Source organism: Pseudomonas sp. B8(2017) (genome assembly GCF_002113575.1).
In the GTDB taxonomy this organism is placed as follows: domain Bacteria; phylum Pseudomonadota; class Gammaproteobacteria; order Pseudomonadales; family Pseudomonadaceae; genus Aquipseudomonas; species Aquipseudomonas putida_Z.
In genome coordinates this window covers 41,372-63,757 of sequence record NZ_NEIO01000013.1, presented here as the reverse complement: position 1 = coordinate 63,757, position 22,386 = coordinate 41,372, and the positions used below count along the sequence as shown (strand labels likewise).

The window sequence follows — 22,386 nt, the reverse complement described above, 5'->3', positions numbered from 1 at the left end:
CGTCAATCTGGTTTCGAATTGAAACCACATGCTGGCTATTTAGCAAATGTGGTTTTAATCTGCAACCAGATGATCACGAAAGGCCCTGTCCATGCTCGATGAAAACAATGCGCAATGCCCCGTCGCCCGGGCCCTGGAGGTGCTGGGAGACCGTTGGGCGCTGATGATCCTGCGCGACGCCTTCGATGGCCTGCGGCGCTTCAGTGAATTCCAGAAGAACCTGGGGCTGGCGAAGAACATCCTCGCCTCACGGCTGAAGTGGCTGGTGGAGAGCGGGCTGCTGACGCTGCAGCCGGCGTCGGATGGCAGTGCCTACAAGGAGTATGTGCTGACCGAGAAAGGGCGATCGGTGTTCCCGGTGGTGGTTGGCTTGAGGCAGTGGGGGGAGCGGTTTCTGTTCGAGGCGGGCGAGGTGCGTTCGGAGTTGGTGGATGGTGATACGGGGCAGGCGCTGGAAACGCTGCAGGTGCGGGCCCGGGACGGGCGGGTGCTGGCGGCAGGGGATTGCCTGCGAAAAGTGGTGCGGCATGAGTGATTCTGGGGCTGCTGCGCAGCCCATCGCGACACAAGGCCGCTCCTACAGCGACCGCGCAACCTCGGCCTGGCGCGATCGCTGTAGGAGCGGCCTTGTGTCGCGATAGGGGCGCAAAGCGCCCCCAAGAATTTCAGCCCTTGCCCAGAAGCCGCGACAAGCCCTCGACCATCGGCGTCGCCTGCGGAAACTCGAACCGCGCCAACAAGCGCTGGTTATCCGCCCGCGAATGGCGAATGTCACCCGAACGTGCCGCCACATAGCTGACCGCCGGCAAGCTACCCACCACCTTCTCAAGCGCTGCCAGCAACTGGTTGAGCGATGTGGCCTGGTTGAGGCCGATATTCACCGCCCCCTCCTCGACCTGCGGCTGCTCCAGCGCCTGCACCATCACCTGCACCAGGTCGCCCACGTAGAGAAAGTCCCGGGTCTGCTCGCCATCACCGAACACCGTAATCGGCAAACCCTTCACAGCGCGCTCGGAGAAGATGCTGATCACCCCGGAATACGGCGAGGACGGGTCCTGGCGCGGCCCGAAGATATTGAAGAAGCGGAACACCACTGGCTCCAGGCCATGCTGGCGACGGTAGAAGTCCAGGTACTGCTCACTGGCCAGCTTGTCCACGGCATACGGGGTCAGCGGCGCCTTGGGGGTGTCTTCGGCAATCGACTCACCTTCACCATTGTTGCCATACACCGCCGCACTGGAGGCGAACAGCACCCGGCGCAGCCCATGCACGCGCATGGCTTCGCACACGTTGAGGGTGCCGATGAAATTGCTCTGGTGGGTCCGCACCGGGTCCTCGACCGAGGCCTGCACCGAGGCCACCGCTGCCAGGTGCACCACGGCACTGCAGCCAGCCGCAACCTGCGTGACCAGCCCGGCATCGGCGACATCGCCTTCAATCAGTTCCAGCCGTGGGTGGCCGACCTGCAGGTTGCCCCGCTGGCCTGTGGAAAAGTCGTCGAGAATGCGTACGGCGTAGCCTTTGTCCAACAACGCATCGCACAGGTGGGAGCCAATGAAGCCGGCACCGCCGGTGATCAGGATGGGGGCGTCAGCCATGGCGGTAGAACCGGTCCAGTAGAGGCGGCAGGCCGGCGCGCCAGGCGCGCGGCTTGATGCCGAAGGTATGAAGGATTTTCTTGCAGGCCAGTACCGCGTGCTGCGGCTCTTCGCTGGCATCCGGCCGTGCGGCATGGGCCTGCGGCGTCGGCGCCTGCACGGCCAGCTGGCGGTACTGGCCTGCTTCGGTAAGGATCGCCTGGCCAAGCGCCAGCGGCGTGGTCGCCTCGTTGCCGGCGTAATGGTAGGTGCCCCACAGCGGCGCACTGCAATCGAGTTGCTTGAGCACCGACAGGATCACCCGGGCGGCGTCGTCGACCGGCGTCGGGTTGCCACGCCGGTCATCGGCCAGCAGCAGTTCCTGTGGTTGCTCGGCGCGGGTCAGGAAACGGCCCAGCGCCCCGTCGATGCTTTCGTCGAGCAGCCAACCAAAGCGCAACAGCACGTGCTGCGGGCAAGCCGCGCGCACGCTCTGCTCGATGCGCCACAGGGCCTGACCACGCAGGCCCAGCGGTACCGGCTCGTCCTTTTCGCTATAGGCCGTGGCCCGCGAACCATCGAACACGCGGTAGCTGGAAGGCTGCACCAGGGTGATCTGGTGGTGCTGGCACAGTTCCGCCAACCGCTCCACAGCTCGCTCCTGCTGGGCCAGGCGCTGTTCACTGACCGACTCGGCCTGGAACCAGTCGAAGTAATAGGCCAGGTTGACCAGGGCATCGGGACGATGATCGTCGAGCAGCTGGGTGAGGCTGGCCGGCGTCCAGCCGTTCTCGGGCGGGCGCGGCGCCAGGAATGCGATGTCCTCCTCGGCCCCAAGACGAATCAGCGCTTGCCCGAGGGCATTGCCACCACCCAACAGCATTAGGCGCATACGCATAGAGTCAGCAGATCCGGAGAGGTTGATTGAAGGAAAGGGGTCATTTTGCGGTTTCCTGCCCGGGAAGTCCAACACCGGACCCGTTCGATGCCACAGGCGGTATTGATTCCAAAGTTCCACAGTTCAATACCACCATAGGCAGAATTCTCCTACGACATACCAGGAACGAGCTGACTTCCATGCCGCAGCACAACCGCATTGAATAGTTGACTCCCCCACTTGCCAACCGGGGAGCTTCACAAAAACAAGTACAGGGAACGTTCAATGCCTCGTTCGGAAGTTGCATACCTGGATTTCAGCCCGGAGCAAAGCAAGGCCATAACCTTTGCAAGCCAGACCATTGCTGACTTGGGTGGCCCGGAGACCAAAGGAGTAGCACTTCAGGCTCGTATATTCGCCGGTCAACTCGAGCAAGCCTTGAGTGAGGAACAGCGTGCACTGTTACAACGCTTCAGTGAAGGCCAGCTATCTGCCTTGATGTACAGGCAGATGCCTTGTGCCAACGAGCCAATACCAGAGTACCTGCCCGACATTTCCGCCCTGGCGCAAAACCCTCGCTGCCAATACCTTGCCTCCCGCAATCAACTGCTGCTGGAGCTCGTGCGCTACCGCAGTTTCGCCTTCGATATAGACAACGATGGTAAACAGGTTCGCCTGGTCGGCAACTTCAAGGGCGGTGGCCGCATCCCGCGGCTCGACGAAAATCCCTGCCTGGAAGTTGAAACCAGCTCCCATGCGGGCTTGCGCTTGGGGCCGCACACTGAAGCGCCCTACAACTGCTCGACAATTTCCACCAATGCCAACTCCCCTGCCCCCTCTGCACTGATTCTGACTGCGCGCTGGAACCCCGCCAATGAACCTACGAATGTCTTCCCGCTCCGGGAAATCATCGAACGCCTGGGTAGCCTGGACACACTTGCGCTGACTTCAACGTCCTTCGACTTCACCCGCAGTGACTGCTTCGCTCACGGACAAGGCAATGCAGGCAAAGCAGTTTCAATGCTGCAATTCGAGCCCAATGGTGGTTTCTCTGTTCGTTACAACAGCTATCGCTTCAGCCTGAATGAACGCGCCTGCAGCGCAGCGGCGCGCGCTTTCGACGCCTTTCAGAAAGCACTGGATAACGCACGACCACTGGCGTTTGTCCTGCAGCCTGACAGCGCACTGTTGATCAACAACAGCCGAGCCTTGCACGGCCGCGACATGGTCCAGGACAACCGGCGGCTGCTCATCCGTCAATTCGGATACTCCCCCTTCGCAGTACCGTTGGTGCTCGCTGAAGACCCACTGCTCGTGCGTGGCTGATCACAGGAAAACACCCCATGATCGAATTCGACGTAACGCTTGTTCTGACACTCGCACTGGTGGCACTGATGGCCGGCTTTTTCGATGCCATCGCCGGTGGTGGCGGCCTGATCACGCTCCCGGTGTTGTTCATTGCCGGTATCGAACCCTTGGCGGCAATTGCCACCAACAAGTTCCAGGCGGCTTCGGCTACGGTTTCGGCTACATGCGCCTTCGCCCGCAAAGGCATGATCGACTGGAGACGAGGCAGTCCAATGGCTGTCATGTCTTTTATAGGAGGGGCGTTGGGTGCCTTGTCGATAACTTACGTGCCCAAAAGCGTTCTGCAGGCGTGCGTCCCACCACTGCTGATTCTGATAGCCGCTTACTTTGCCTTCAGCCCAAAGCCGAATGAACAAGCGCGCAAGGCAAAGGTATCGACCAGCCTGTTCTGCCTGACGGTTGCACCGATCATTGGCTTTTATGACGGTATCTTCGGCCCTGGTGTCGGCTCGTTTTTCATGCTGGCCTGCGTGATCCTCCTGGGCCAGCACTTGATACAAGCCGTGTGCACCAGCAAGCTTTTGAACGCAGCCTGTAACCTGGGCGCATTGTCAGTCTTTTCACTCAGCGGGGCGATCATCTGGCCACTGGCGCTGGCAATGGCGTTCGCGGCTTTTGTGGGGGCTCAATTGGGCGCACGCTGCGCAGTGCACTTTGGCCCACGGCTGATCAAGCCATTGCTGGTCTGTGTTTGCTGCATCATGGCAATCAAGTTGCTGCTCGACCCAGGCAACCCTGTTGGCGAGTGGTTACATCAACTTGTTCTCTGAAAAAAGCATCACTCGATTTCGAACAGACTGTTACGCAGCGGCCCCACGCTGAGGCGCTCACGCACATCGTCATCTATGCGGGGATCATCCGGCTGGTACAGTTTTACCTGCCGATAGACATTGATGCGATTGATCTCCTCTCCCAGGTAGTCCCACACAACCCGAGTGCAGGCCGGGTTGCGCCGGTCTCCGCTGGATACGCCGGCCTTCAGGCCGTTGAGGCGGGTAATGCGGCTTTTGAAACTGGGGATGAGGATAGTCTGGCTCATCTCGTTGAACGTCAGCGACTCGTAATCGACCAGGAACATCCGGTCCTGCAACTGGAACGCCGCTCCCAGATAGCGACAACGCACCTCGGCATGGGGGTTGGTGGCGCTGGAACGCTCCTGGCGTTCCTGGCGTTCGAAAAGGAACTGCCCGCGCTCCTCCCACAGGTGAACCAATGACACCAGGACCGTGCCCGGAACCGACATGCAGTTGGAATATTCCAGGTAATAACCGCAATAGCGCGACAGGTTCCCCGCATGGGCGTGCAACGGACGGAACAGATCACTGATCGGGTCGCCAGGCTGCTCGGCCGGGGTCGACACGCGAGCACCGATCAGGCGGCTGAACTGCTCGGGTGGCAAATGCAATTCGTAATCTTCGACTCCGAAGAAATCGCCGATGCGCTTGAGGTTGTAGGCCGTCGGGCGGCTCTGCCCGCTCAGGTACTTGTTGAACTGCGCGCGGTTGATCGACAGCTGGCGGCAAACTTCGGAGATAGAGCGGTAGTGGCTGCAGGCCAGTTTGAGGTTGGTAGCGAAATGATCGCTCATGACTCGGGACTCAGGTGACGCGAATGGCGCAATTGTAGCATCAAGTTGCACCAAATCAGAGCAACCCGCGAAATTGTAACCGCTCTTGTCATAGCCAACCATGCGCCCCACGAAGCGGTGCGCCTGCCGTCCGCTGATCTTTCCACACGAACAATAAGAATCGAGGTCATTTTCCAATGCTCGAAGTACTCAACGATTTCCTCTCGGGGAAACTTCTCATTGTGCTGATCGTAGGGCTGGGTAGCTACTTCACCATCCGTTCCCGGTTCGTCCAGTTCCGCCATTTTGGCCACATGTTCGGTGTGTTCAAAGAATCGCTGCGTGGCCAGGCAGGCCAGCTGAGCTCGTTCCAGGCCCTGATGCTGAGCCTGGCCGGCCGCGTGGGCGCCGGTAACATCGCCGGTGTCGGTATCGCCGTGACCCTGGGCGGCCCAGGCGCGGTGTTCTGGATGTGGGTCACCGCACTGGTGGGCATGTCCAGCAGCTTCTTCGAATGCACCCTGGCCCAGGTCTACAAGCGCGCCGATGGCGACGGCCTGTACCGTGGTGGCCCGGCCTACTACATCCAGCACGGTCTCAAGCTGAAAAGCATGGCCATCGTGTTCTCGATCCTGCTGCTGGTCACCTACGGCTTCGCCTTCATCGGCCTGCAGTCGTACACCGTGACCCACTCGCTGCAGAACGCCTTTGCCTTCGACCCCAAGCACACCGGCATCGTCCTCGCCGTGCTGCTGGCCATCACCTTCATTGGCGGCATCAAGCGCATCGCTGCGGTGTCCGACCTGCTGGTACCGGTCAAGACCCTGGCCTACATCGGCGTGACCCTGTACGTGATCGGTACCCAGATCGAGCACGTGCCAGCCATGCTGGAAACCATCTTCAAGAGCGCCTTCGGCCTCGACCCGGCATTCGGCGGCCTGCTCGGCAGCGCCATCGTCATGGGCGTGAAGCGTGGTGTGTTCGCCAACGAAGCGGGCCTGGGCAGTGCGCCGAACGTCGCCGCCGTGGCCGCCGTGAAACACCCGGGTGCGCAGGGCGTTGTCCAGGCATTCAGCGTGTTCCTCGACACCTTCGTGATCTGCACCTGCACCGCGTTGCTGATCCTGTTGTCGGGCTTCTACACCCCGGGCTTCGAAGGTGACGGCATCGTCCTGACCCAGAACTCGCTGGCCGCCGTGGTCGGTGACTGGGGCCGCGTGTTCGTCAGCGTGGCGCTGTCGCTGTTCGTCTTCACCTGCATCCTCTACAACTACTACCTGGGCGAAAACAGCCTGCAGTTCCTCAGCCGCAACCGCGTGGTACTGATGGTGTTCCGTGGTCTGGTGCTGGCGCTGGTGGTATGGGGTTCGATGCAGGACCTGTCGACCGTGTTCGCCTTCGCCGACATCACCATGACCTGCCTGGCCTTCGTCAACCTGGTGGCCCTGGCCCTGCTGTTCAAGGTCGGCCTGCGGGTGATGCGCGACTATGACGACCAGCGCAAGGCGGGCGTCAACCAGCCAGTGTTCGACTCGGCCAAGTTCACCGACCTGGACCTGGACCGCAATGCCTGGCCTGCCAATCCGCAGGCGGAAACAGCCACTGACAAAGCAGTCGGCCAAGCTCAGACGCAGCGCTGATATCCTCTCCTGCCCAGCCGCCCCGTCCGCGGGCGGCTTTTCTTTCTCCGCTCATCGCTACGGATGATTTCCATGCGTGCAGTAAAGAATCTTCTCGTTCTCTATACCGGTGGCACCATCGGCATGCTCGAAACACCGGAAGGCCTGGCGCCGGCCGGTGGTTTCGAAGCGCGGATGCGTGAACACTTCGCCCAGTTGGCCGATGCGCCCCAGGTGCATTGGACCCTGCAGGAACTGAACCCGCTGCTCGACAGCGCCAACATGCAACAGCACAACTGGCTGGCGATGCGCGATGCCATCGTCGCAGCGGTAGAGCTGGCTGGCCATGATGGCGTGTTGGTGCTGCATGGCACCGACAGCCTGGCCTACAGCGCTGCGGCATTGTCGTTCCTGCTGCTGGGCCTGCCGGTGCCGGTGCTGCTGACCGGCTCGATGCTGCCGGCGGGTAGCGCGGACAGCGACGCCTGGGACAACCTGTGCGGCGCACTGCGCCAGTTCGAACAGGGGCTGGAAGATGGCGTGCAGCTGTACTTCCATGGGCAGCTGCTGCATGGCTGCCGGGCGTCGAAGCTGCGCAGCGAGGCGTTCGATGCCTTTGCCGCGCTGCCGCGTCATCGTGACAGTGAGCGCGCCACGGCGATCCCAGCCGAACTTGGCTACAAGCACCCGCGCCAGCCGGTCAACCTGGCGGTAGTGCCGGTGTTCCCGGGCCTGCAGGCCGGGCACTTGCAGGCACTGCTGGGCAGCGGCGTGCAGGGGTTGCTGCTGGAGTGCTACGGCAGCGGTACCGGGCCGTCGGATGACCAGGCGTTGCTGGATGTGCTGAGCGCGGCACGCCAGCGGGGCGTGATGCTGGCGGCTATCAGCCAGTGCCCAGAGGGGTCGGTGGTGTTCGACACCTATGCGGCGGGTAACCGCTTGCGCGGGGCCGGGCTGGTCAGTGGCGGTGGCATGACCCGGGAGGCGGCGCTGGCCAAGATGGTTGCGTTGCTGGGGGCCGGGCTGGATGTCGACACGGCGGAGCGGTGGTTTGCCCTGGATCTGTGTGGGGAACGGGCCTGAGTGTTGCCTGGTCTGGCCCTATCGCCGGCAAGCCAGCTCCCACAGGGATAACACAAGGCCTGAGGCCTGTGGAGTACCTGTGGGAGCTGGCTTGCCGGCGATAGGGCCCTGACAGGCAAAAGAAAATGGCGGAAGGCAGCGGGAGTCGAACCTGCCCGGGAACGGCTGCCGTCCCCAACCGGGTTTGAAGCCCGGCCGCGCCACCGGGCGCGATTGCCTTCCTTGAACTCAGTGCCTGGCCTGCTGCTGGGCCAGGGCGCTGTCGGCGCGAATGTGACGCTGATCGGCCACCCTCCGGGTCAGGCCGATGCGGTCGAAGTACTCCAGAATCTGCACACTGCGCTTGCGACCGATGCCCAACATATCGCGAAACGCGGCAACCTGCACTATCGGCGTTTCACTGGCCTGCCCCAGCAGCAGCTCTGCCATGCGCTGTAGCGTCGCCTCGGGGTAGAACAGGTCGCGCACCACCTGGTGCACCATGCCCAACCGGGCCAGCTTGCGCAGCAACAGGCGCACATCGGCTTCGGCACAATTTTCCTCGCTCGCCAGCGTCCTGACCCAGGGCGGATCGTATTGCCCCGCCAGCAACTTCGGTTGCAGACTCGCCCATAACGCACTGTCGGCTTCACTCAGCTGCACCTTGTGATCGGGCAGATGCAACCAAGGCCCGCTGCTGGCGATGGCGCCGTCCTCGAGCAACTCATCCAGCAGGCTGACAAAAGCGGGCCGCTCCAGCGGCAAGGCAGCAAAGCGGCGCAGGCGGTCGCGGTCCGGGCCGAGCTGGTCGGGCTCCTGTTCATGGAACCGCGCCAGCTGCTCCAGCACCTGGCGCTTGAGCGCCTGCCACCGGGCACTGGCAAACAGCAGTTGGCCCTGCCGCGTGGCCACCACCAGCACGTCTTCCGGCACCTGCCAGGTTTCGCGCAGGCGATTGAACTGCCGCTCCAGACGCTGTGGGTCGATACCCCCTGGTGCGCTGGCAAGCAGTGCCGGCAAGGCCTGCTCCAGGTCCTGGGCATCACGCAGCACCTGCAATTGGCGCAGGCGCTCATCGCTGCGACGCTGACGGCTTGGCGCGAACGGGTCGAGCACCTTGCCGCCCCCCAGGGTGCGCTGGGCACGCTGGTCGCGCAGTACCAGACGGTCGCCGTGTACCGCCTGCAGCGGCGCGTTGAGCAGCAACTGGGCGAACATGCGCTGGCCCGCCGCCAGGGTTTCACCTTCGAGCAAGGCCACCCGGGCGGTTACGTCCTGGGTGCCGAGGTGCACGTGCACAGCGCTGAAATGTTCGAAGGTACGGGTCTCGCCCGGCAACAGGTTCAGCTCGATATCCACCCGCACGCTGGGGGCGTGCAGCCACTCTGGCACCAGCCAGTCACCTCGGCGCACCTGCTCCACCGCCAGCCGTTCGGCAGCGATGTTCAGTGCCACCCGCTGGCCCGCCTCGGCCACCAGCGCGGCCTGGTTCTGCGCATGCAGGCCACGCACCCGCACCGGTTTGCCGGCCTTGCCCAGCAACAAGGTGTCGCCGGCACTGACCCGCCCAGCCAGCGCCGTGCCCGTGACCACCACACCCGCACCGGTAACGGCGAAGGCGCGGTCGACAGCCAGACGGAAACCACCACGCACGCTGCGCTGGCGCACGCGCTGTTGCGCGGCAAGCACGGCCTGGCGCAGGGCATCGATACCTTCGCCGGTCACACTCGACAACGGAAACTGCCGTGCACCAGCATATGGGCCCGGCGCCAGAAGCTCGCTGACCTGTGCCTGCACTTCGACCAGACGGGCCGGCTCTACCCGGTCACATTTGCTGATCGCCACCAGGGCCTGAGGGATGCCCAGCAGCTCGATGATCGCCAGGTGCTCTCGGGTTTGTGGCATCACCCCGTCGTCGGCCGCCACCACCAACAGCACCAGGTCGATGCCGTGGGCGCCGGCCAGCATGTTATGGATAAAGCGCTCATGGCCCGGTACATCGATGAAGCCGGTCAGCGCTGCCCCCTCGGTCAACGCCGCATAGCGGTAGCCAAGGTCGATGGTCATGCCACGGGCGCGCTCCTCCTGGCGATGGTCACCGGCCTGGCCGGTCAGGGCCTGGAGCAGTGCGGTCTTGCCATGGTCGATGTGGCCGGCGGTACCAACGATCACTGTACCGGCCCCAATTGCAGGGCGGGCAACTGCGCCAGCCACTGGGCTTCGTCATCCAGCTGGCGCAGGTCCAGCCACAATGCGTCATCAGCGATACGGCCGAGCACCGGCACCGGCAAGTCACGCAAGGCCCGCTCCAGCACATGCAGGCTGCGCCCGCGCAGCTTCTTCGATACCTGCGGGCGCAGGCACAACGCCGCGCTCGGCAGGCGGGCCACCGGTTGGCTGCCACTGCCGATCATACCCAGCGCCGGTTCCACGCTGACCGCCCATTGTTCGCCGAGGCGGGCCTTGAGCTCTGGCGCCAGGCGCTCGGCCTGGGACTGGATTTCTACCTGGCTGCGGGTCAGCAGGCGCAGACTGGGCAGGCGCTCGGCCAGGCGGTCGGGGTTGCGGTACAGCGCCAGCACCGCTTCGAGTGCGGCCAGGGTGATCTTGTCGACCCGCAGCGCGCGCTTGAGCGGGTTCTTCTTGATCCTGGCGATCAGCTCCTTGCGCCCGACGATGATTCCGGCTTGCGGCCCGCCCAGCAGTTTGTCGCCGCTGAAGGTGACGATATCGGCGCCATCTGCCAGAGCCTGGCGCACGGTCGGCTCGGCGGGCAGGCCCCAGCGGGTAAGGTCAAGCAGGCTGCCGCTGCCAAGGTCTTCAAGTAGAGGCAATTCATGTTGGTGGGCGATGCGCGCCAGCTCGCCGGTGGGCACCTGGGTAGTGAAGCCCTGGATGCTGTAGTTGCTGCAATGCACCCGCATCAGCAGGCCGGTACGTGGGCTGATGGCGGCCTCGTAGTCACGGGCGTGGGTGCGGTTGGTGGTGCCGACTTCGTGCAGCTTCACGCCGGCGCGAGCCATGATGTCGGGGATGCGGAAGGCACCGCCGATCTCGATCAGTTCACCGCGGGAGATGATCCCCTCCTTGCGCGCGCCCAGGCTGTTGAGCGCCAGCAGCACGGCGGCGGCGTTGTTGTTGACCACGGTGACGGCTTCGGCGCCGGTCAGCTCGCGGATCAGGCCTTCGACCAGGTCGTCACGGTCGCCGCGCTTGCCGGTGGCCAGGTCGAATTCCAGGTTGAGCGGGTAGCGGGCGGCGGTCTGCATGGCCTCGATGGCCTCCTCTGGCAACAAGGCGCGGCCGAGGTTGGTGTGCAACACGGTGCCGGTGAGGTTGAACACACGGCGGACCTGGCTGCGTTGCTGGGTGGCCAAACGTTCGCCAGTGCGGCCCAGCAGGACTTCAGCGACCAGTTCGGCAGCGCTGAGCTGGCCGGTGCGGGCGGGGTCGCGCAGGTCGTCGAGCAGTTGCCGCAGGGTGGCGAGGACCGCGTCGCGACCGTGGCGGTCGATCAGCGGGAAGCAGGCTGAGTGGCGCAAAAGGGTGTCGATGGAGGGCAGGCGTGGGGTGTCGCTGGCTAGGCTGGAGGACATGCGGTACTACCTTGGACTGATCCGTTGTCTGTACTGGCCTCTTCGCGGGTAAACCCGCTCCTACAAGGGCCGCGCAAGCCTCAAAAGCTGCCCGGGCCCTGTGGGAGCGGGTTTACCCGCGAAGAAGGCGACTCGGTCTTACAGTGTAGACACTCTCCATTACCCGGGTGCGAGCATCAGGTTCGGTGCCAACCGATGGAAGCCCTCCTCGTCCAGGCGAATGTCCAGTGCCAGGCTGGCCAGGTCATCGGCCAGCGGCTCGGCCGCCGCATCGTTTTCCAGGTAGTTCTGCTTCAGGTAGCTCTCGCACTCCGGGCAGCACTCTGCCCGTAGCGGCGCCTTGCCCGGCGCATGGCGGTCATCGTCAAGGCTGGTATAGCGCAGGTCCTTGCTCGACTCGCAGTACACGCATTTGACCCGCACCACATGCCATTCGCAGGCACACAGCGAACAAGCCAGGTAGCGCAGGCCATTGTGCTTGCCGCGGTTGCGCACCACCCCGGCCATCGCCGGCGAACCGCAGGCCGGGCACTGGGCCAGGCTGCCGGCGGGCTTGAGCTCTGGCGCGGGCAGCGCCAGCAACCAGCTGGACCAGGCCCCCTGCAAGGCCGCCCCAATGAACGGCACCAGTGCTGCGGGCACTGCGTCGTACTGGCCGGCGAGCAAGGCGATGCCCCAACCCTTGCGTTGAGGGTCGTCACTGCTGCGCAGGGCTTGCAGCGCCTCCCCCAACGGACCGCTGGTGTCCGCGTCGAGGTGCTCAAGCAAGGCCTGCAACCAGACCAGCCACGGCCCTTCACGCACCAGGCTGTCCGCCGCCAGTGGCGGCAAACCATGACTTATGCACAGGCGCTGACGCTCCTCGGCCACCGGCATGCCAGCGGGCGGGTTATCCACAAGCTGCTGCTGGATACGGCACAAACGAGCCACCAGCTTCAGGTATTCGCCAAGGGCATTGCCCTCGGCCAGCTGCTCCAGGCGCGCGGCGCGCAGTTCGAACAGGTTGGCGGGGGGCAGGTGCAGAAACGGCGGCATCACTGCCGACGCTTCGATCTGCCCGGGTTCGAGTATCGTGCTCAAGCGCTCATCCTTCTTTTCGTCCGTGATTGCCCGGCGTCTTGTCACCGGTCACTTCGCGGTACCACAATTCATGGTGCTTGCGCGCCCAGGCGCGGCTGACCCAGCCATGCAGCATGGCGCCGATCGAGCCCTTGATCCAGATGCCGGCGTAGATGTGCACGATGATGCTGAGGATCAGCACGAACGCCGCCAGGGCGTGGAGCAGCGCGGACAGGCGAATGACCTCGATGCCGAACAAATGGCTGAAGTATGCGCGCCAGATCACCACGCCGCTGACCAGCAGCACCAGCATGCACACCAGCAGAGTCCAGAACAACAGCTTCTGCCCGGCGTTGTACTTGCCGATCGGTGGCACACCCTCCTCCTTGTTGAGCATCACCCGGTCCACGCGGCGCAGCCACAGGCGGTCGTTGGCAGTGATGAAGTTGGCCCGCCAGAAACGCAGCACCAGGCCGAGGAAGAACACGAACATCGCCACCCCGATGAAGGGGTGCAGGATGCGTGTCCACGGCCCACCGCCGAACAGGTTGCTGAGCCAGAACAGCGCCGGATGGAACAGCGCCAGCCCCGACAGGCCAGCCAGGACGAACAGGATCGCGACGACCCAGTGGTTGCTGCGCTCGTTGGCGTTGTAGCGCAGGATGGGTTTGTTGTCGTTCATGGTCGCTGCTCCCCTTGCCCGCCGGGCTTGGTCGGATCATAGACATGGACCGACGGGTCCACCTGGTGCACGCTTTCATCCGCAGGTGCCGGGTGTTCGTCCTCCTCCACCCGCTGTGGCCCGACCCGCACATAGTGGAAGAACCCGGCCAGCACCGCCGCGCCCATGGCCAGCAGCGCCAGCGGCTTGGTGAAGCCCTTCCACAACCCCACCAGCGGGCTGATCACCGGCTGGTCCGGCAGGCCGGCGTACAGCTTCGGCGTGTCGGCATGGTGCAGCACATACATCACGTGAGTGCCGCCGACGCCGTCCGGGTCGTACAGCCCGGCCTTGTCGTAACCCCGCGACTGGAGGTCGACGATGCGCTCGGCGGCATGCACCTTCATCTCGTCCTTGGTGCCGAACACGATGGCCCCGGTCGGGCAGGTTTTCACGCAGGCCGGCTCCAGGCCCACGGTCACGCGGTCGGAACACAGGGTGCACTTGTACGCCTTGTGGTCCTTCTGCGAGATGCGCGGGATGTTGAACGGGCAACCGGTGATGCAGTAGCCGCAACCGATGCAGTGGTCCTGGTTGAAGTCGACGATGCCGTTGGCGTGCTTGATGATCGCCCCCGGGCTCGGGCAGGCCTTCAGGCAACCTGGCTCGGCGCAGTGCATGCAGCCGTCCTTGCGAATCAGCCACTCCAGGTTGCCATCGTCGCGCTCGTGCTCGGTGAAGCGCATCAGGGTCCAGGTCTCGGCGGTGAGGTCCTGGGGGTTGTCGTAGGTGCCGTGGTTGTGGCCGACCTCGTCACGCAGTTCGTTCCACTCCGAACACGCCACCTGGCAGGCCTTGCAGCCGATGCACTTGGTGGTGTCGATCAGCTTGGCTACTTCCTGCTGCTGGCGTACCGAAGGCGGTACGGTGGTGGTGGCCGAGCGGGCGATGATGTCTTGGCTGGCCATCAGAGTTTCTCCACTTTGACGAGGAACGACTTGGACTCTGGCGTCTGGGTATTGCCGTCACCCAGGAAAGGCACCAGGGTGTTGGTCAGGTAGCCATGCCGCGTAGCCCCGGTGAAGCCCCAGTGCAGCGGGATGCCGATCTGGTGCACGGTCTGGTTGTTGACCTTGAGCGGGCGAATCCGCTTGGTCACCACTGCCACCGCCTCGATGTGCCCGCGCTTGCTCGACACCCGCACCCGGTCACCGGCCTTGATACCTTTCTCGCTGGCCAGCACCTCGCCGATTTCGACGAACTGCTCGGGCTGGGCAATGGCGTTGAGCCGGCAATGCTTGCTCCAGAAGTGGAAGTGCTCGGTCAGCCGGTACGTGGTCGCCGCGTACGGGAACTCGTCGTGCTTGCCGAGGCTGTCCCACACCGAGTCGAAGACCCGCCCGGCCGGGTTGCTGGTGGCCTTCTTGTTCTGCGGGTGCAGCGGGTTGATGCCAATCGGCGTTTCGAACGGTTCGTAGTGCTCGGGGAACGGGCCTTCGGCCATCTTGTCGATGGCGAAGAACCGCGCCACGCCTTCGGGGTTCATGATGAACGGGTTCATCCCCGCCTCGGGCGGCGAGTCGACCTTGAAGTCGGGCACGTCGGTGCCGGTCCAGGCCTTGCCGTTCCACCACACCAGGCGCTTCTTCTCCGGGTCCCACGGCTTGCCTTGCGGGTCGCTGGAGGCACGGTTGTAGAGGATGCGGCGGTTGGCCGGCCAGGCCCAGGCCCAGTTCTGCACCTGGTGCATGCCGTACGGGTCGCTGTTGTCACGGCGAGCCATCTGGTTACCCTGCTCGGTCCAGCTGCCGGCAAAGATCCAGCAGCCGGACGCGGTGCTGCCGTCGTCCTTGAGCTGGCCAAAGCCCGCCAGTTGCTGGCCGGCCTTGAGCACTGCGCCAGTCGGGTCAGTGACGTCGGCCACCGCCCAGCCGTTCATTTCCTTGGCCAGTTCCTCCGGGGATGGCTCTTCAGGGACCTTGTATGGCCAGTTGATGTTCATCAGCGCATCAGGGTAGGCGCCGCCCTCGGCCTGGTAGCGTTGACGCAGGCGCAGGAACAGCTCGCTCATGATGTGAACGTCGGTGCGGGTCTCGCCCGGGCCGTCGGCGCCCTTCCAGTGCCACTGCAGCCAGCGGCTGCTGTTGACCAGCGAGCCGTCTTCCTCGGCGAAGCAGGTGGTGGGCAGGCGGATCACTTCGGTCTGGATGTTGGCCGTGTCTACATCATTGAACGGCCCGGCGTTGCGCCAGAACTCCGAGGTCTCGGTGGCCAGCGGGTCCATGATCACCAGCCACTTGAGCTTGCCCAAGGCCGCGGTGACGCGGTTCTTGTCCGGCAGCGCGGCAATCGGGTTGAAGCCCTGGCACATGTAGCCGTTGACCTTGCCCTGGCCCATCATCTCGAACATGCGCAGCACGTCGTAGGCCGGCACGTCGAGCTTGGGCAGCCAGTCGTAGCCCCAGTTGTTTTGCGCGGTGGCGTTGGCGCCGTACCAGGCCTTCATCAGGCTGACATGGAACTTGCCGTAGTTCTGCCAGTACGACAGTTGGCCAGGGCGCAGTGGCTTGGAGGCGCGCTTGTCGATATAGGCGGCATAGTCCTGCTCGGCATCGCCGGCCAGGGTCAGGTAACCCGGCAACGAGTTGGACAGCAGGCCGAGGTCGGTCAGGCCCTGGATGTTGGAGTGCCCGCGCAAGGCGTTGACCCCGCCACCCGGCATGCCGACGTTACCCAGCAGCAACTGCACCATGGCCGCACTGCGGATGATCTGTGCGCCGATCGAGTGCTGCGTCCAGCCAAGCGCATAGAGGATCGTCATGGTCTTGCCCGGTACCGAGCAGGTAGCGATCTCTTCCCAGATCTTCAACATGGCGTCCTGCGGCATGCCACAGGTCATGCTCGCCAGTTCCGGGGTATAGCGGCTGTAGTGCTGCTTCATCAGCTGGAACACGCAGCGCGGGTGCTGCAGTGTCGGGTCGACCTTGGCAAAACCGTCCTCACCCAGCTCGTAACCCCAGCCGGACTTGTCGGCATACACGCGCTTGGCCTCGTCGTAGCCGCTGAACAGGCCATCCTCGAAGCCATAGTTCTCTTTGACGATGAACGACACGTCGGTGTAGTTGCGCACGTACTCGTGCTGGATCTTGTCGTTGCTCAGCAGGTAATTGATCAGCCCGCCCATGAAGGCGATGTCGGTACCGGTACGGATCGGTGCGTAGTAGTCCGCCACCGAAGCGGTACGGGTAAACCGCGGGTCGACCACGATCAGCCGCGCCTTGTTGTGCGCCTTGGCTTCGGTCACCCACTTGAAGCCGCACGGATGCGCTTCTGCTGCGTTGCCACCCATCACCAGGACCAGATTCGCGTTGGCGATATCGGACCAGTGGTTGGTCATGGCGCCACGGCCGTACGTCGGGGCAAGACTTGCCACCGTCGGGCCATGTCAGACACGAGCCTGGTTATCGAACCCCAGCATGCCTGTTGCGCGGACGACCTTGTGGGTCAGGTAGCCAGCCTCGCTGGAGGCGGCGGAAGCAGCGAGAAAACCGGTGGTGAGCCAGCGGTTGACCGTTTGCCCCTGGGCGTTCTTTTCGATGAAGTTGGCGTCGCGGTCCTGCTTCATCAGGTCGGCGACGCGATCGAGCGCCTCGTCCCAGCTGACCCGCACCCACTCCTTGCTGCCAGGCTTGCGTACCTCGGGGTACTGCAGGCGGCTCGGGCTGTGGATGAAGTCCAGCAGGCCAGCGCCTTTCGGGCAGAGGGTGCCGCGGTTGACCGGGTGGTCGGCGTCACCTTCGATATGGATGATGTTCTGTTTGACGTTCTTGCCCGCATCGCCCTGGCTGTACATGATCAGGCCGCAGCCGACCGAGCAGTAGGGGCAGGTGTTACGGGTTTCTTTGGTATGCGCCAGCTTGAAGTGACGCACCTGCTCGGCGAATGCTGGTGTCGGGGCCATGCCCAACGCCGCAAGGCTCGAGCCTCCAAGGCCGACGGCGGCGACCTTGAAGAACTGCCGACGGTTCAGGTCCATCGTGCACTCCTGATCAGGTGGTGGACGCACGGAACATGGCCGGCGCCTCTTGGTAGTCACGGTGGCGGCCAATTGATGGCCGCCAACAGTTAAGACTAGCCAAGAATCGAGAAGGTGCGATGACATGGGTCAGCTGAAGGCGCTGTGTTGCCAGATTCGCGGGTAAACCCACAGGTACTGCACATGCCCGAAGCAGGGCGCTATTCCTGTGGGTGCGGGCGTGCCCGCAAACCCGGCAACGCCGGTGCCATCCACCACCGGCCGATCAGCAAGCCGGCAGGTTGCGCACCACGTTCAGCGCCGCACTGCTCTGGGCCACCGGCATGATCTCGATGGTATTGATGTTCACATGCGCCGGCTGCTCGGCAATCCAGGCCACCGTGGCCGCGATGTCCTCGGGCAGGATGGCCTCCACATCCCGATACAGCGCCTGCACGGCATCCAGGTTGCCGTTCAGGCGCACCACCGAGAAATCGGTCCCCGAGCACAGCCCTGGCTCGATGTTGCTTACTCGCACGCGGGTGCCCGCCAGGTCGGCGCGCAGGTTGAGGCTGAACTGGCGGACAAAGGCCTTGCTGGCGCCATACACATTACCGCCCGGGTAGGGGTAGGTGCCGGCGATCGAGCCGATGTTGATGATCATGCCGCTGTCGGCTTCCACCATCTGCGGCAGGATCTTGTGGGTGACCATGGCCAGGCCGGTGATGTTGGTGTCGATCATCCGCTGCCAGTTTTCCGCGCTGCTGGCCTGGGCACGGTCCACGCCCAGCGCCAGCCCGGCATTGTTGACCAGCAAGTCGATCTGCAGCGAAGCATCACGAATCTGCTCGACCGCCGTCTCGAGCGACACCGGGTCGGTGACGTCCAGCGCCAGCGGAATGAAATTGACGCCCAGCTCGGCCTCCAGCGCTTGCAGCTTGTCCATGCGCCGGGCGCCACCGATCACGCGGTAGCCTTTGCCGATCAAGGTACGGCAGATGGCGCGGCCAAAGCCCGAGGAGGCGCCGGTTACGAATGCGGTTTTCATCAGTTGTCTCCTATGGAAGGGTCAGGCCAGGTACTTCACGCCTAGGCTGGTGAACAGGCAGAGCATCGAAAACACCAGCGCCTTGCGCACCACTTCGTTGCCCTTGCGCAGGGCCAGCGCGCTGCCCAGGTGGTTACCGAGGATGTTGCAGGCCACCAGCGGCAACGCCAGCAGGTAGACGACCTTGCCGGCAATGACGAAGGCCACCAGGGCGCCGATGTTGGACGCGAAGTTGAAGGTTTTGGAGTTGGCCGAGCTGGAGACCAGGTCCATGCGCAGCAGGTAATGGAAAGCAATGATGAACATGCTGCCGGTACCGGGGCCGAAGAAGCCGTCATAGAAACCGATGGCCAGGCAGGTCAGCGGGACCACGGTGAACAGCATGCGCGATGACAGTTCGCGTTCCTCGACCGGGCGGTCCTTGGGGGTGAGGAAGATGAGGATGCCGAAGGGGATCAGCGCCAGGATGATCTTGCCTACGGTTTCCTGGGAGATCGACACGATCAGGTGCGCCCCCAGGTAGGCACCGAGCAGCGAGAATGGCACGCCGACCAGCGCCACCTTCCAGACCATCTTGCTGTTGGCCAGGAAGTTGCGGATGGCTGCCAGTGTGCCAAGGGTACTGACCAGTTTTTCCTGGCCGAGGGCAACCTGCGGTGGCATGCCGACCAGCAGAAAGCCCGGCACCAGGAACAACCCGCCGCCACCGGCAATGCTGTCTACGAAGCCGGCAACGAAAGCGATAGCGCCAAGCATGAGCACCGCCAGCAACCAGTGTTCCGCCCAGAAAGCGCCCAGAATTTCCATAGCGAAGTCCATCCAGTGGAGTGTCCTGCCAAGCACAACGCAAGTGTGCATGTCCCAATCAGCTCGATGATTGTAATTACATGAATTGCATCGATGCAATATCAAATTCAATCGACTCAAATACGAGAGTTACCATCATTACCCGCATCTTGGCTTTCATGTTAGGCTGCGCGCAATTGCAGAATCTGGTGCCATTTCCATGTGGGTCCCTCAATACGGCGATCAAACCCAGCCGGTTTACCTGATGATCGCTAATGCTCTTGAACAGGACATCGAAAGTGGTCGGCTTGCAGCTGGCGATCGTTTGCCCACCCTCAAAGACCTTGCCGAGGCACTGAATGTAACCCCCGGCACCGTTGGAAGAGCCTACGACGAAGCGGCCAAGCGCGGCCTGGTGGTTGGAGAGGTGGGCCGTGGCACATTTGTCAGGCAGTTGCGACAGCGGTTATCCGCCCCGTCGGTGCCCACACCAGTTACTGGCGAAAGCAGCCAGATCGATCTCTCGATCATCAAACCCAACGACGCCCACATGAGTGAGTGGCTGGGTGCGGCGATCAGCGAGCTGGCCACCTCTGCGGACCTGGGACAGGTACTCGACTATGTGACAGAAGGTGGTCACACCTCCCACAAACAAGCAGGTGCAGCCTGGATTCGGCGCTGGCTGCCTGATGCGCGCTGGCAACAGGTTGTACTGACCTCTGGCGCCCAGCATGGACTATTGGTGGCCATCAGCAGCCTGTCGAAGAGCGACGATGTGGTGCTGTGCGAGTCGTTCTGCTACCCAGGCATCATCTCCCTGGCCCACAGCATGGGCCGACGCCTGCGTGGCGTGGCCATGGACGAGCATGGCCTGATTCCCGAGGCATTGCGCGCGGCCTGCCTGGAGCATCGCCCTTCCCTGTTGGTGTGTGTCACCACCCACCAGAACCCCACCAACTCGATCATGCCCCACGCACGGCGCCAGGCCATTGCAGAGATCGCCCGCGAGTTCGACCTGTTCATCGTCGATGACGATATCTACGGCTTCCTTGAACCCGCACCGGATTACCAGCCACTGGCGGCGTATGCGCCCGAACGCTCGGTGTACCTCACCAGCCTGTCCAAATGTGTGCTGCCGGCACTGCGCATCGGTTACCTGTATGCCCCACCGCAAACCCTCTCGCGGCTTTCGTCGATGGTACGCAGCAGCGTCTGGATGCCATCACCGTTGATGGCGCAACTGGCCAGCAACCTGATCAACAGCGGCATGGCCGACCAGCTGGTGCGGGAACAACAGGAGGAGGCGGCCGCGCGCCAGCAAATGGCCCGGGAGATCCTTGGCAAGTACAAGATCCGCAGCCAGCCCAACAGCTTCCACATCTGGCTGGAGTTGCCCGAGCCGTGGACCAGCGACGAATTCGCCAACCTGGCGCGTAACAACGGCGTCACGGTAGTCAGTGGCAGCCAGTTCCTGCCAGAACGCAGCCACGCCAACTGCGGCGTGCGCATCGCCCTGATGGCCCCCAGCCGCCAGGAACTGGGCTTTGCCCTGACCAAGCTGGTCAGCTTGCTGGACTCGCCGGAGCCGCGGTTGTTTTATTGAACTGGACTGGTATTGGTGTAGTCGTGCCATTGGCGCACTATGCGCCCGTTTCGCGACGCGAGGCCACTCCAAACGGCACTCGGTGTCACATGGCTTGATTTGTAGCCGTCAACCAAACCGGTACAGTAGAACGGCACCAGCCAAAAGATCTGAGGGCAGACTGTCAAGTAAGAGGCATAACTTGAATCAATGACGAATATGACTCTAACAAGGCTCGAACATACTCGCTCGACTACAAGTCGATGAATACACTGAAATTATCTCCTTCCAGGTATCGGACAGAAACCTGACCACTAACATCTTGCCCATCTTCCGTTACAAACTTGTAATGGGACAGGAGAAAATCCTCCCGATAAACAATGCCGTCATCCCGCCGCTTCCCGCCCCACGCCATTATCAACCCGCCGGCCATTGCAACGAGGCCGGAGTTCGCTTGTATGTGTTGAATCAGAGTGGGGCCTGAAAACCGGTCATAATAAATAACCTCAGGACCAAACAGGAAGATGCCAAGGCCCAGTGCGGAAATTGCGAAACCAATGCCTATTAGTACTCGACCGTAAAACGCAGCGTCCCCAGCAGGCCCCTCAAGATGAGCTGCATACATCTCGGAAAAACCAGAGACATCGTAGTTTCGCGCGTCTGATTTCAGGTTTATTTGACCTAACAGGCATTCCTTCTCAGCACTTTTCATGATCCACTCCTTTAAAAAGTGAATACTAAGCGATCAGGGTAGGAAAAAGTGCGCCCCACTAGAACTTCAGAAGTCTCTGACATTTACGGTCAGCGTTTCCTATAACCATATAAATTTTGCATTATCTTATGGCATTTTTCCTACTCAATGGGCTGCCGAGATTCCCGCGATATCGCGAAGCTGGCGCCCTATTCTCGCCGCTTTCTTTTTATAGGAAAGCCCGCACAGCACTACCACTGTTTGCTCATAAAAAAACCCAAGACATCTGCCTTGGGTTTTTGGTTTTTTGCCAGCTGCTTAACGGCTTTGATCAGAACGGAATATCGTCATCGAAGCTGTCGAAGTCAGCCGCCGGCTGCGGGGCTGGCTGCTGCGGTGCCGGGCGCTGAGGGGCCTGTTGCGGGCGCTGGGCCTGTTGACGTGGCGGGGCCTGGTTGTACTGCTGCTGGCCGCCACCGTAGTTGCCGCCACCCTGGTTGTACGGGTCACCGCCCTGCTGCTGGCCCTGCGGACGACCGCCGAGCAGCTGCATGGTGCCGTTGATGTCGACGATGATCTCGGTGGTGTAGCGCTTGATGCCGTCTTTTTCCCACTCGCGGGTCTGCAGCTTGCCTTCGATGTAGCACTGCGAACCCTTGCGCAGGTATTCGCCGGCGATTTCGGCAACCTTGCCGAACAGCGACACACGGTGCCACTCGGTACGCTCGACCTTCTGGCCCGACTGCTTGTCGGTCCACTGCTCGCTGGTAGCCAGGCTCAGGTTGGTCACGGCGTTACCGTTGGGCAGGTAGCGGACTTCGGGATCCTGGCCACAGGTGCCGACCAGAATGACTTTGTTAACCCCACGGGCCATAACG

19 protein-coding genes and 1 tRNA gene are annotated in these 22,386 nt (G+C 62.8%); 6 read left to right on the top strand and 14 right to left on the bottom strand.

Annotated elements, in window-relative coordinates:
- Positions 1–91 precede the first annotated feature (91 nt).
- Entirely contained in the window at positions 92–535 is a 444-nt protein-coding gene (locus CAG22_RS18400; RefSeq protein WP_085592015.1) for a helix-turn-helix domain-containing protein, read from the top strand.
- Positions 536–665: 130 nt separating this feature from the next.
- Here CAG22_RS18400 and CAG22_RS18395 read toward each other — a convergent pair whose 3' ends face one another.
- Positions 666–1,598, bottom strand: coding sequence for an NAD-dependent epimerase/dehydratase family protein (locus tag CAG22_RS18395; protein WP_085693144.1), 933 nt, complete (start codon positions 1,596–1,598; stop codon positions 666–668).
- Positions 1,591–2,475: a sugar nucleotide-binding protein gene (locus CAG22_RS18390; protein ID WP_038407862.1), complete on the bottom strand. Its 885-nt coding sequence runs from the start codon at positions 2,473–2,475 to the stop codon at positions 1,591–1,593. The genes CAG22_RS18395 and CAG22_RS18390 overlap by 8 nt, the downstream gene beginning before the upstream one ends.
- Positions 2,476–2,739: 264 nt before the next feature.
- Here CAG22_RS18390 and CAG22_RS18385 point away from each other — a divergent pair, with 264 nt between their 5' ends.
- Together CAG22_RS18385 and CAG22_RS18380 are read left to right on the top strand one after the other, a co-directional pair.
- A complete protein-coding gene (locus tag CAG22_RS18385; protein ID WP_085705897.1) occupies positions 2,740–3,780 on the top strand; it encodes a TauD/TfdA family dioxygenase in 1,041 nt (346 codons plus the stop codon).
- A 17-nt stretch (positions 3,781–3,797) separates the two neighbouring features.
- Positions 3,798–4,592, top strand: a complete 795-nt coding sequence (locus tag CAG22_RS18380) for a TSUP family transporter (protein ID WP_085592024.1) — start codon at positions 3,798–3,800, stop codon at positions 4,590–4,592.
- A gap of 8 nt (positions 4,593–4,600) precedes the next feature.
- Here the strand turns inward: CAG22_RS18380 and CAG22_RS18375 are convergent, their stop codons facing one another.
- Positions 4,601–5,410: a helix-turn-helix transcriptional regulator gene (locus tag CAG22_RS18375; protein WP_025337507.1), complete on the bottom strand. Its 810-nt coding sequence runs from the start codon at positions 5,408–5,410 to the stop codon at positions 4,601–4,603.
- A gap of 176 nt (positions 5,411–5,586) precedes the next feature.
- On the opposite strand from CAG22_RS18375, the gene CAG22_RS18370 reads away from it, so the two are divergent.
- Both CAG22_RS18370 and CAG22_RS18365 read left to right on the top strand, forming a co-directional pair.
- Complete coding sequence (locus CAG22_RS18370) at positions 5,587–7,029, top strand: sodium:alanine symporter family protein (RefSeq protein WP_085705896.1); 1,443 nt, start codon at positions 5,587–5,589, stop codon at positions 7,027–7,029.
- A gap of 72 nt (positions 7,030–7,101) precedes the next feature.
- Positions 7,102–8,091, top strand: coding sequence for an asparaginase (locus tag CAG22_RS18365; protein ID WP_085705895.1), 990 nt, complete (start codon positions 7,102–7,104; stop codon positions 8,089–8,091).
- A gap of 126 nt (positions 8,092–8,217) precedes the next feature.
- Here CAG22_RS18365 and CAG22_RS18360 read toward each other — a convergent pair.
- From CAG22_RS18360 to CAG22_RS18315, 9 genes are all read right to left on the bottom strand, one after another.
- Positions 8,218–8,313, bottom strand: a tRNA-Sec gene (locus tag CAG22_RS18360).
- 6 nt (positions 8,314–8,319) lie between these two features.
- Entirely contained in the window at positions 8,320–10,242 is a 1,923-nt protein-coding gene (selB, locus tag CAG22_RS18355; RefSeq protein WP_085705894.1) for a selenocysteine-specific translation elongation factor, read from the bottom strand.
- Entirely contained in the window at positions 10,239–11,666 is a 1,428-nt protein-coding gene (gene selA / locus CAG22_RS18350) for an L-seryl-tRNA(Sec) selenium transferase (RefSeq protein WP_085705893.1), read from the bottom strand. Before selA ends, selB begins: the two co-directional genes overlap by 4 nt.
- 159 nt (positions 11,667–11,825) lie before the next feature.
- Entirely contained in the window at positions 11,826–12,746 is a 921-nt protein-coding gene (gene fdhE / locus CAG22_RS18345) for a formate dehydrogenase accessory protein FdhE (protein ID WP_085705892.1), read from the bottom strand.
- 4 nt (positions 12,747–12,750) lie between these two features.
- Complete coding sequence (locus CAG22_RS18340; RefSeq protein ID WP_075044437.1) at positions 12,751–13,407, bottom strand: formate dehydrogenase subunit gamma; 657 nt, start codon at positions 13,405–13,407, stop codon at positions 12,751–12,753.
- Positions 13,404–14,354, bottom strand: a complete 951-nt coding sequence (gene fdxH, locus CAG22_RS18335; protein WP_085592035.1) for a formate dehydrogenase subunit beta — start codon at positions 14,352–14,354, stop codon at positions 13,404–13,406. Before fdxH ends, CAG22_RS18340 begins: the two co-directional genes overlap by 4 nt.
- Entirely contained in the window at positions 14,354–17,422 is a 3,069-nt protein-coding gene (gene fdnG / locus CAG22_RS18330; protein ID WP_139833484.1) for a formate dehydrogenase-N subunit alpha, read from the bottom strand. The genes fdxH and fdnG overlap by 1 nt, the downstream gene beginning before the upstream one ends.
- Before the next feature lie 265 nt (positions 17,423–17,687).
- Positions 17,688–18,449: an SDR family NAD(P)-dependent oxidoreductase gene (locus tag CAG22_RS18320; RefSeq protein WP_085592037.1), complete on the bottom strand. Its 762-nt coding sequence runs from the start codon at positions 18,447–18,449 to the stop codon at positions 17,688–17,690.
- A 21-nt stretch (positions 18,450–18,470) separates the two neighbouring features.
- A complete protein-coding gene (locus CAG22_RS18315; RefSeq protein WP_085705890.1) occupies positions 18,471–19,256 on the bottom strand; it encodes a TSUP family transporter in 786 nt (261 codons plus the stop codon).
- Positions 19,257–19,455: 199 nt separating this feature from the next.
- Here CAG22_RS18315 and CAG22_RS18310 point away from each other — a divergent pair, with 199 nt between their 5' ends.
- A complete protein-coding gene (locus CAG22_RS18310; RefSeq protein WP_085705889.1) occupies positions 19,456–20,838 on the top strand; it encodes a PLP-dependent aminotransferase family protein in 1,383 nt (460 codons plus the stop codon).
- Positions 20,839–21,070: 232 nt separating this feature from the next.
- Here the strand turns inward: CAG22_RS18310 and CAG22_RS18305 are convergent, their stop codons facing one another.
- Entirely contained in the window at positions 21,071–21,529 is a 459-nt protein-coding gene (locus CAG22_RS18305) for a hypothetical protein (RefSeq protein WP_170929319.1), read from the bottom strand.
- A 310-nt stretch (positions 21,530–21,839) separates the two neighbouring features.
- Positions 21,840–22,382 carry a single-stranded DNA-binding protein gene (locus CAG22_RS18300; RefSeq protein WP_021783897.1) on the bottom strand — a complete coding sequence of 181 codons (543 nt, stop codon included), beginning with the start codon at positions 22,380–22,382 and terminating at the stop codon, positions 21,840–21,842.
- Positions 22,383–22,386: the final 4 nt, after the last annotated feature.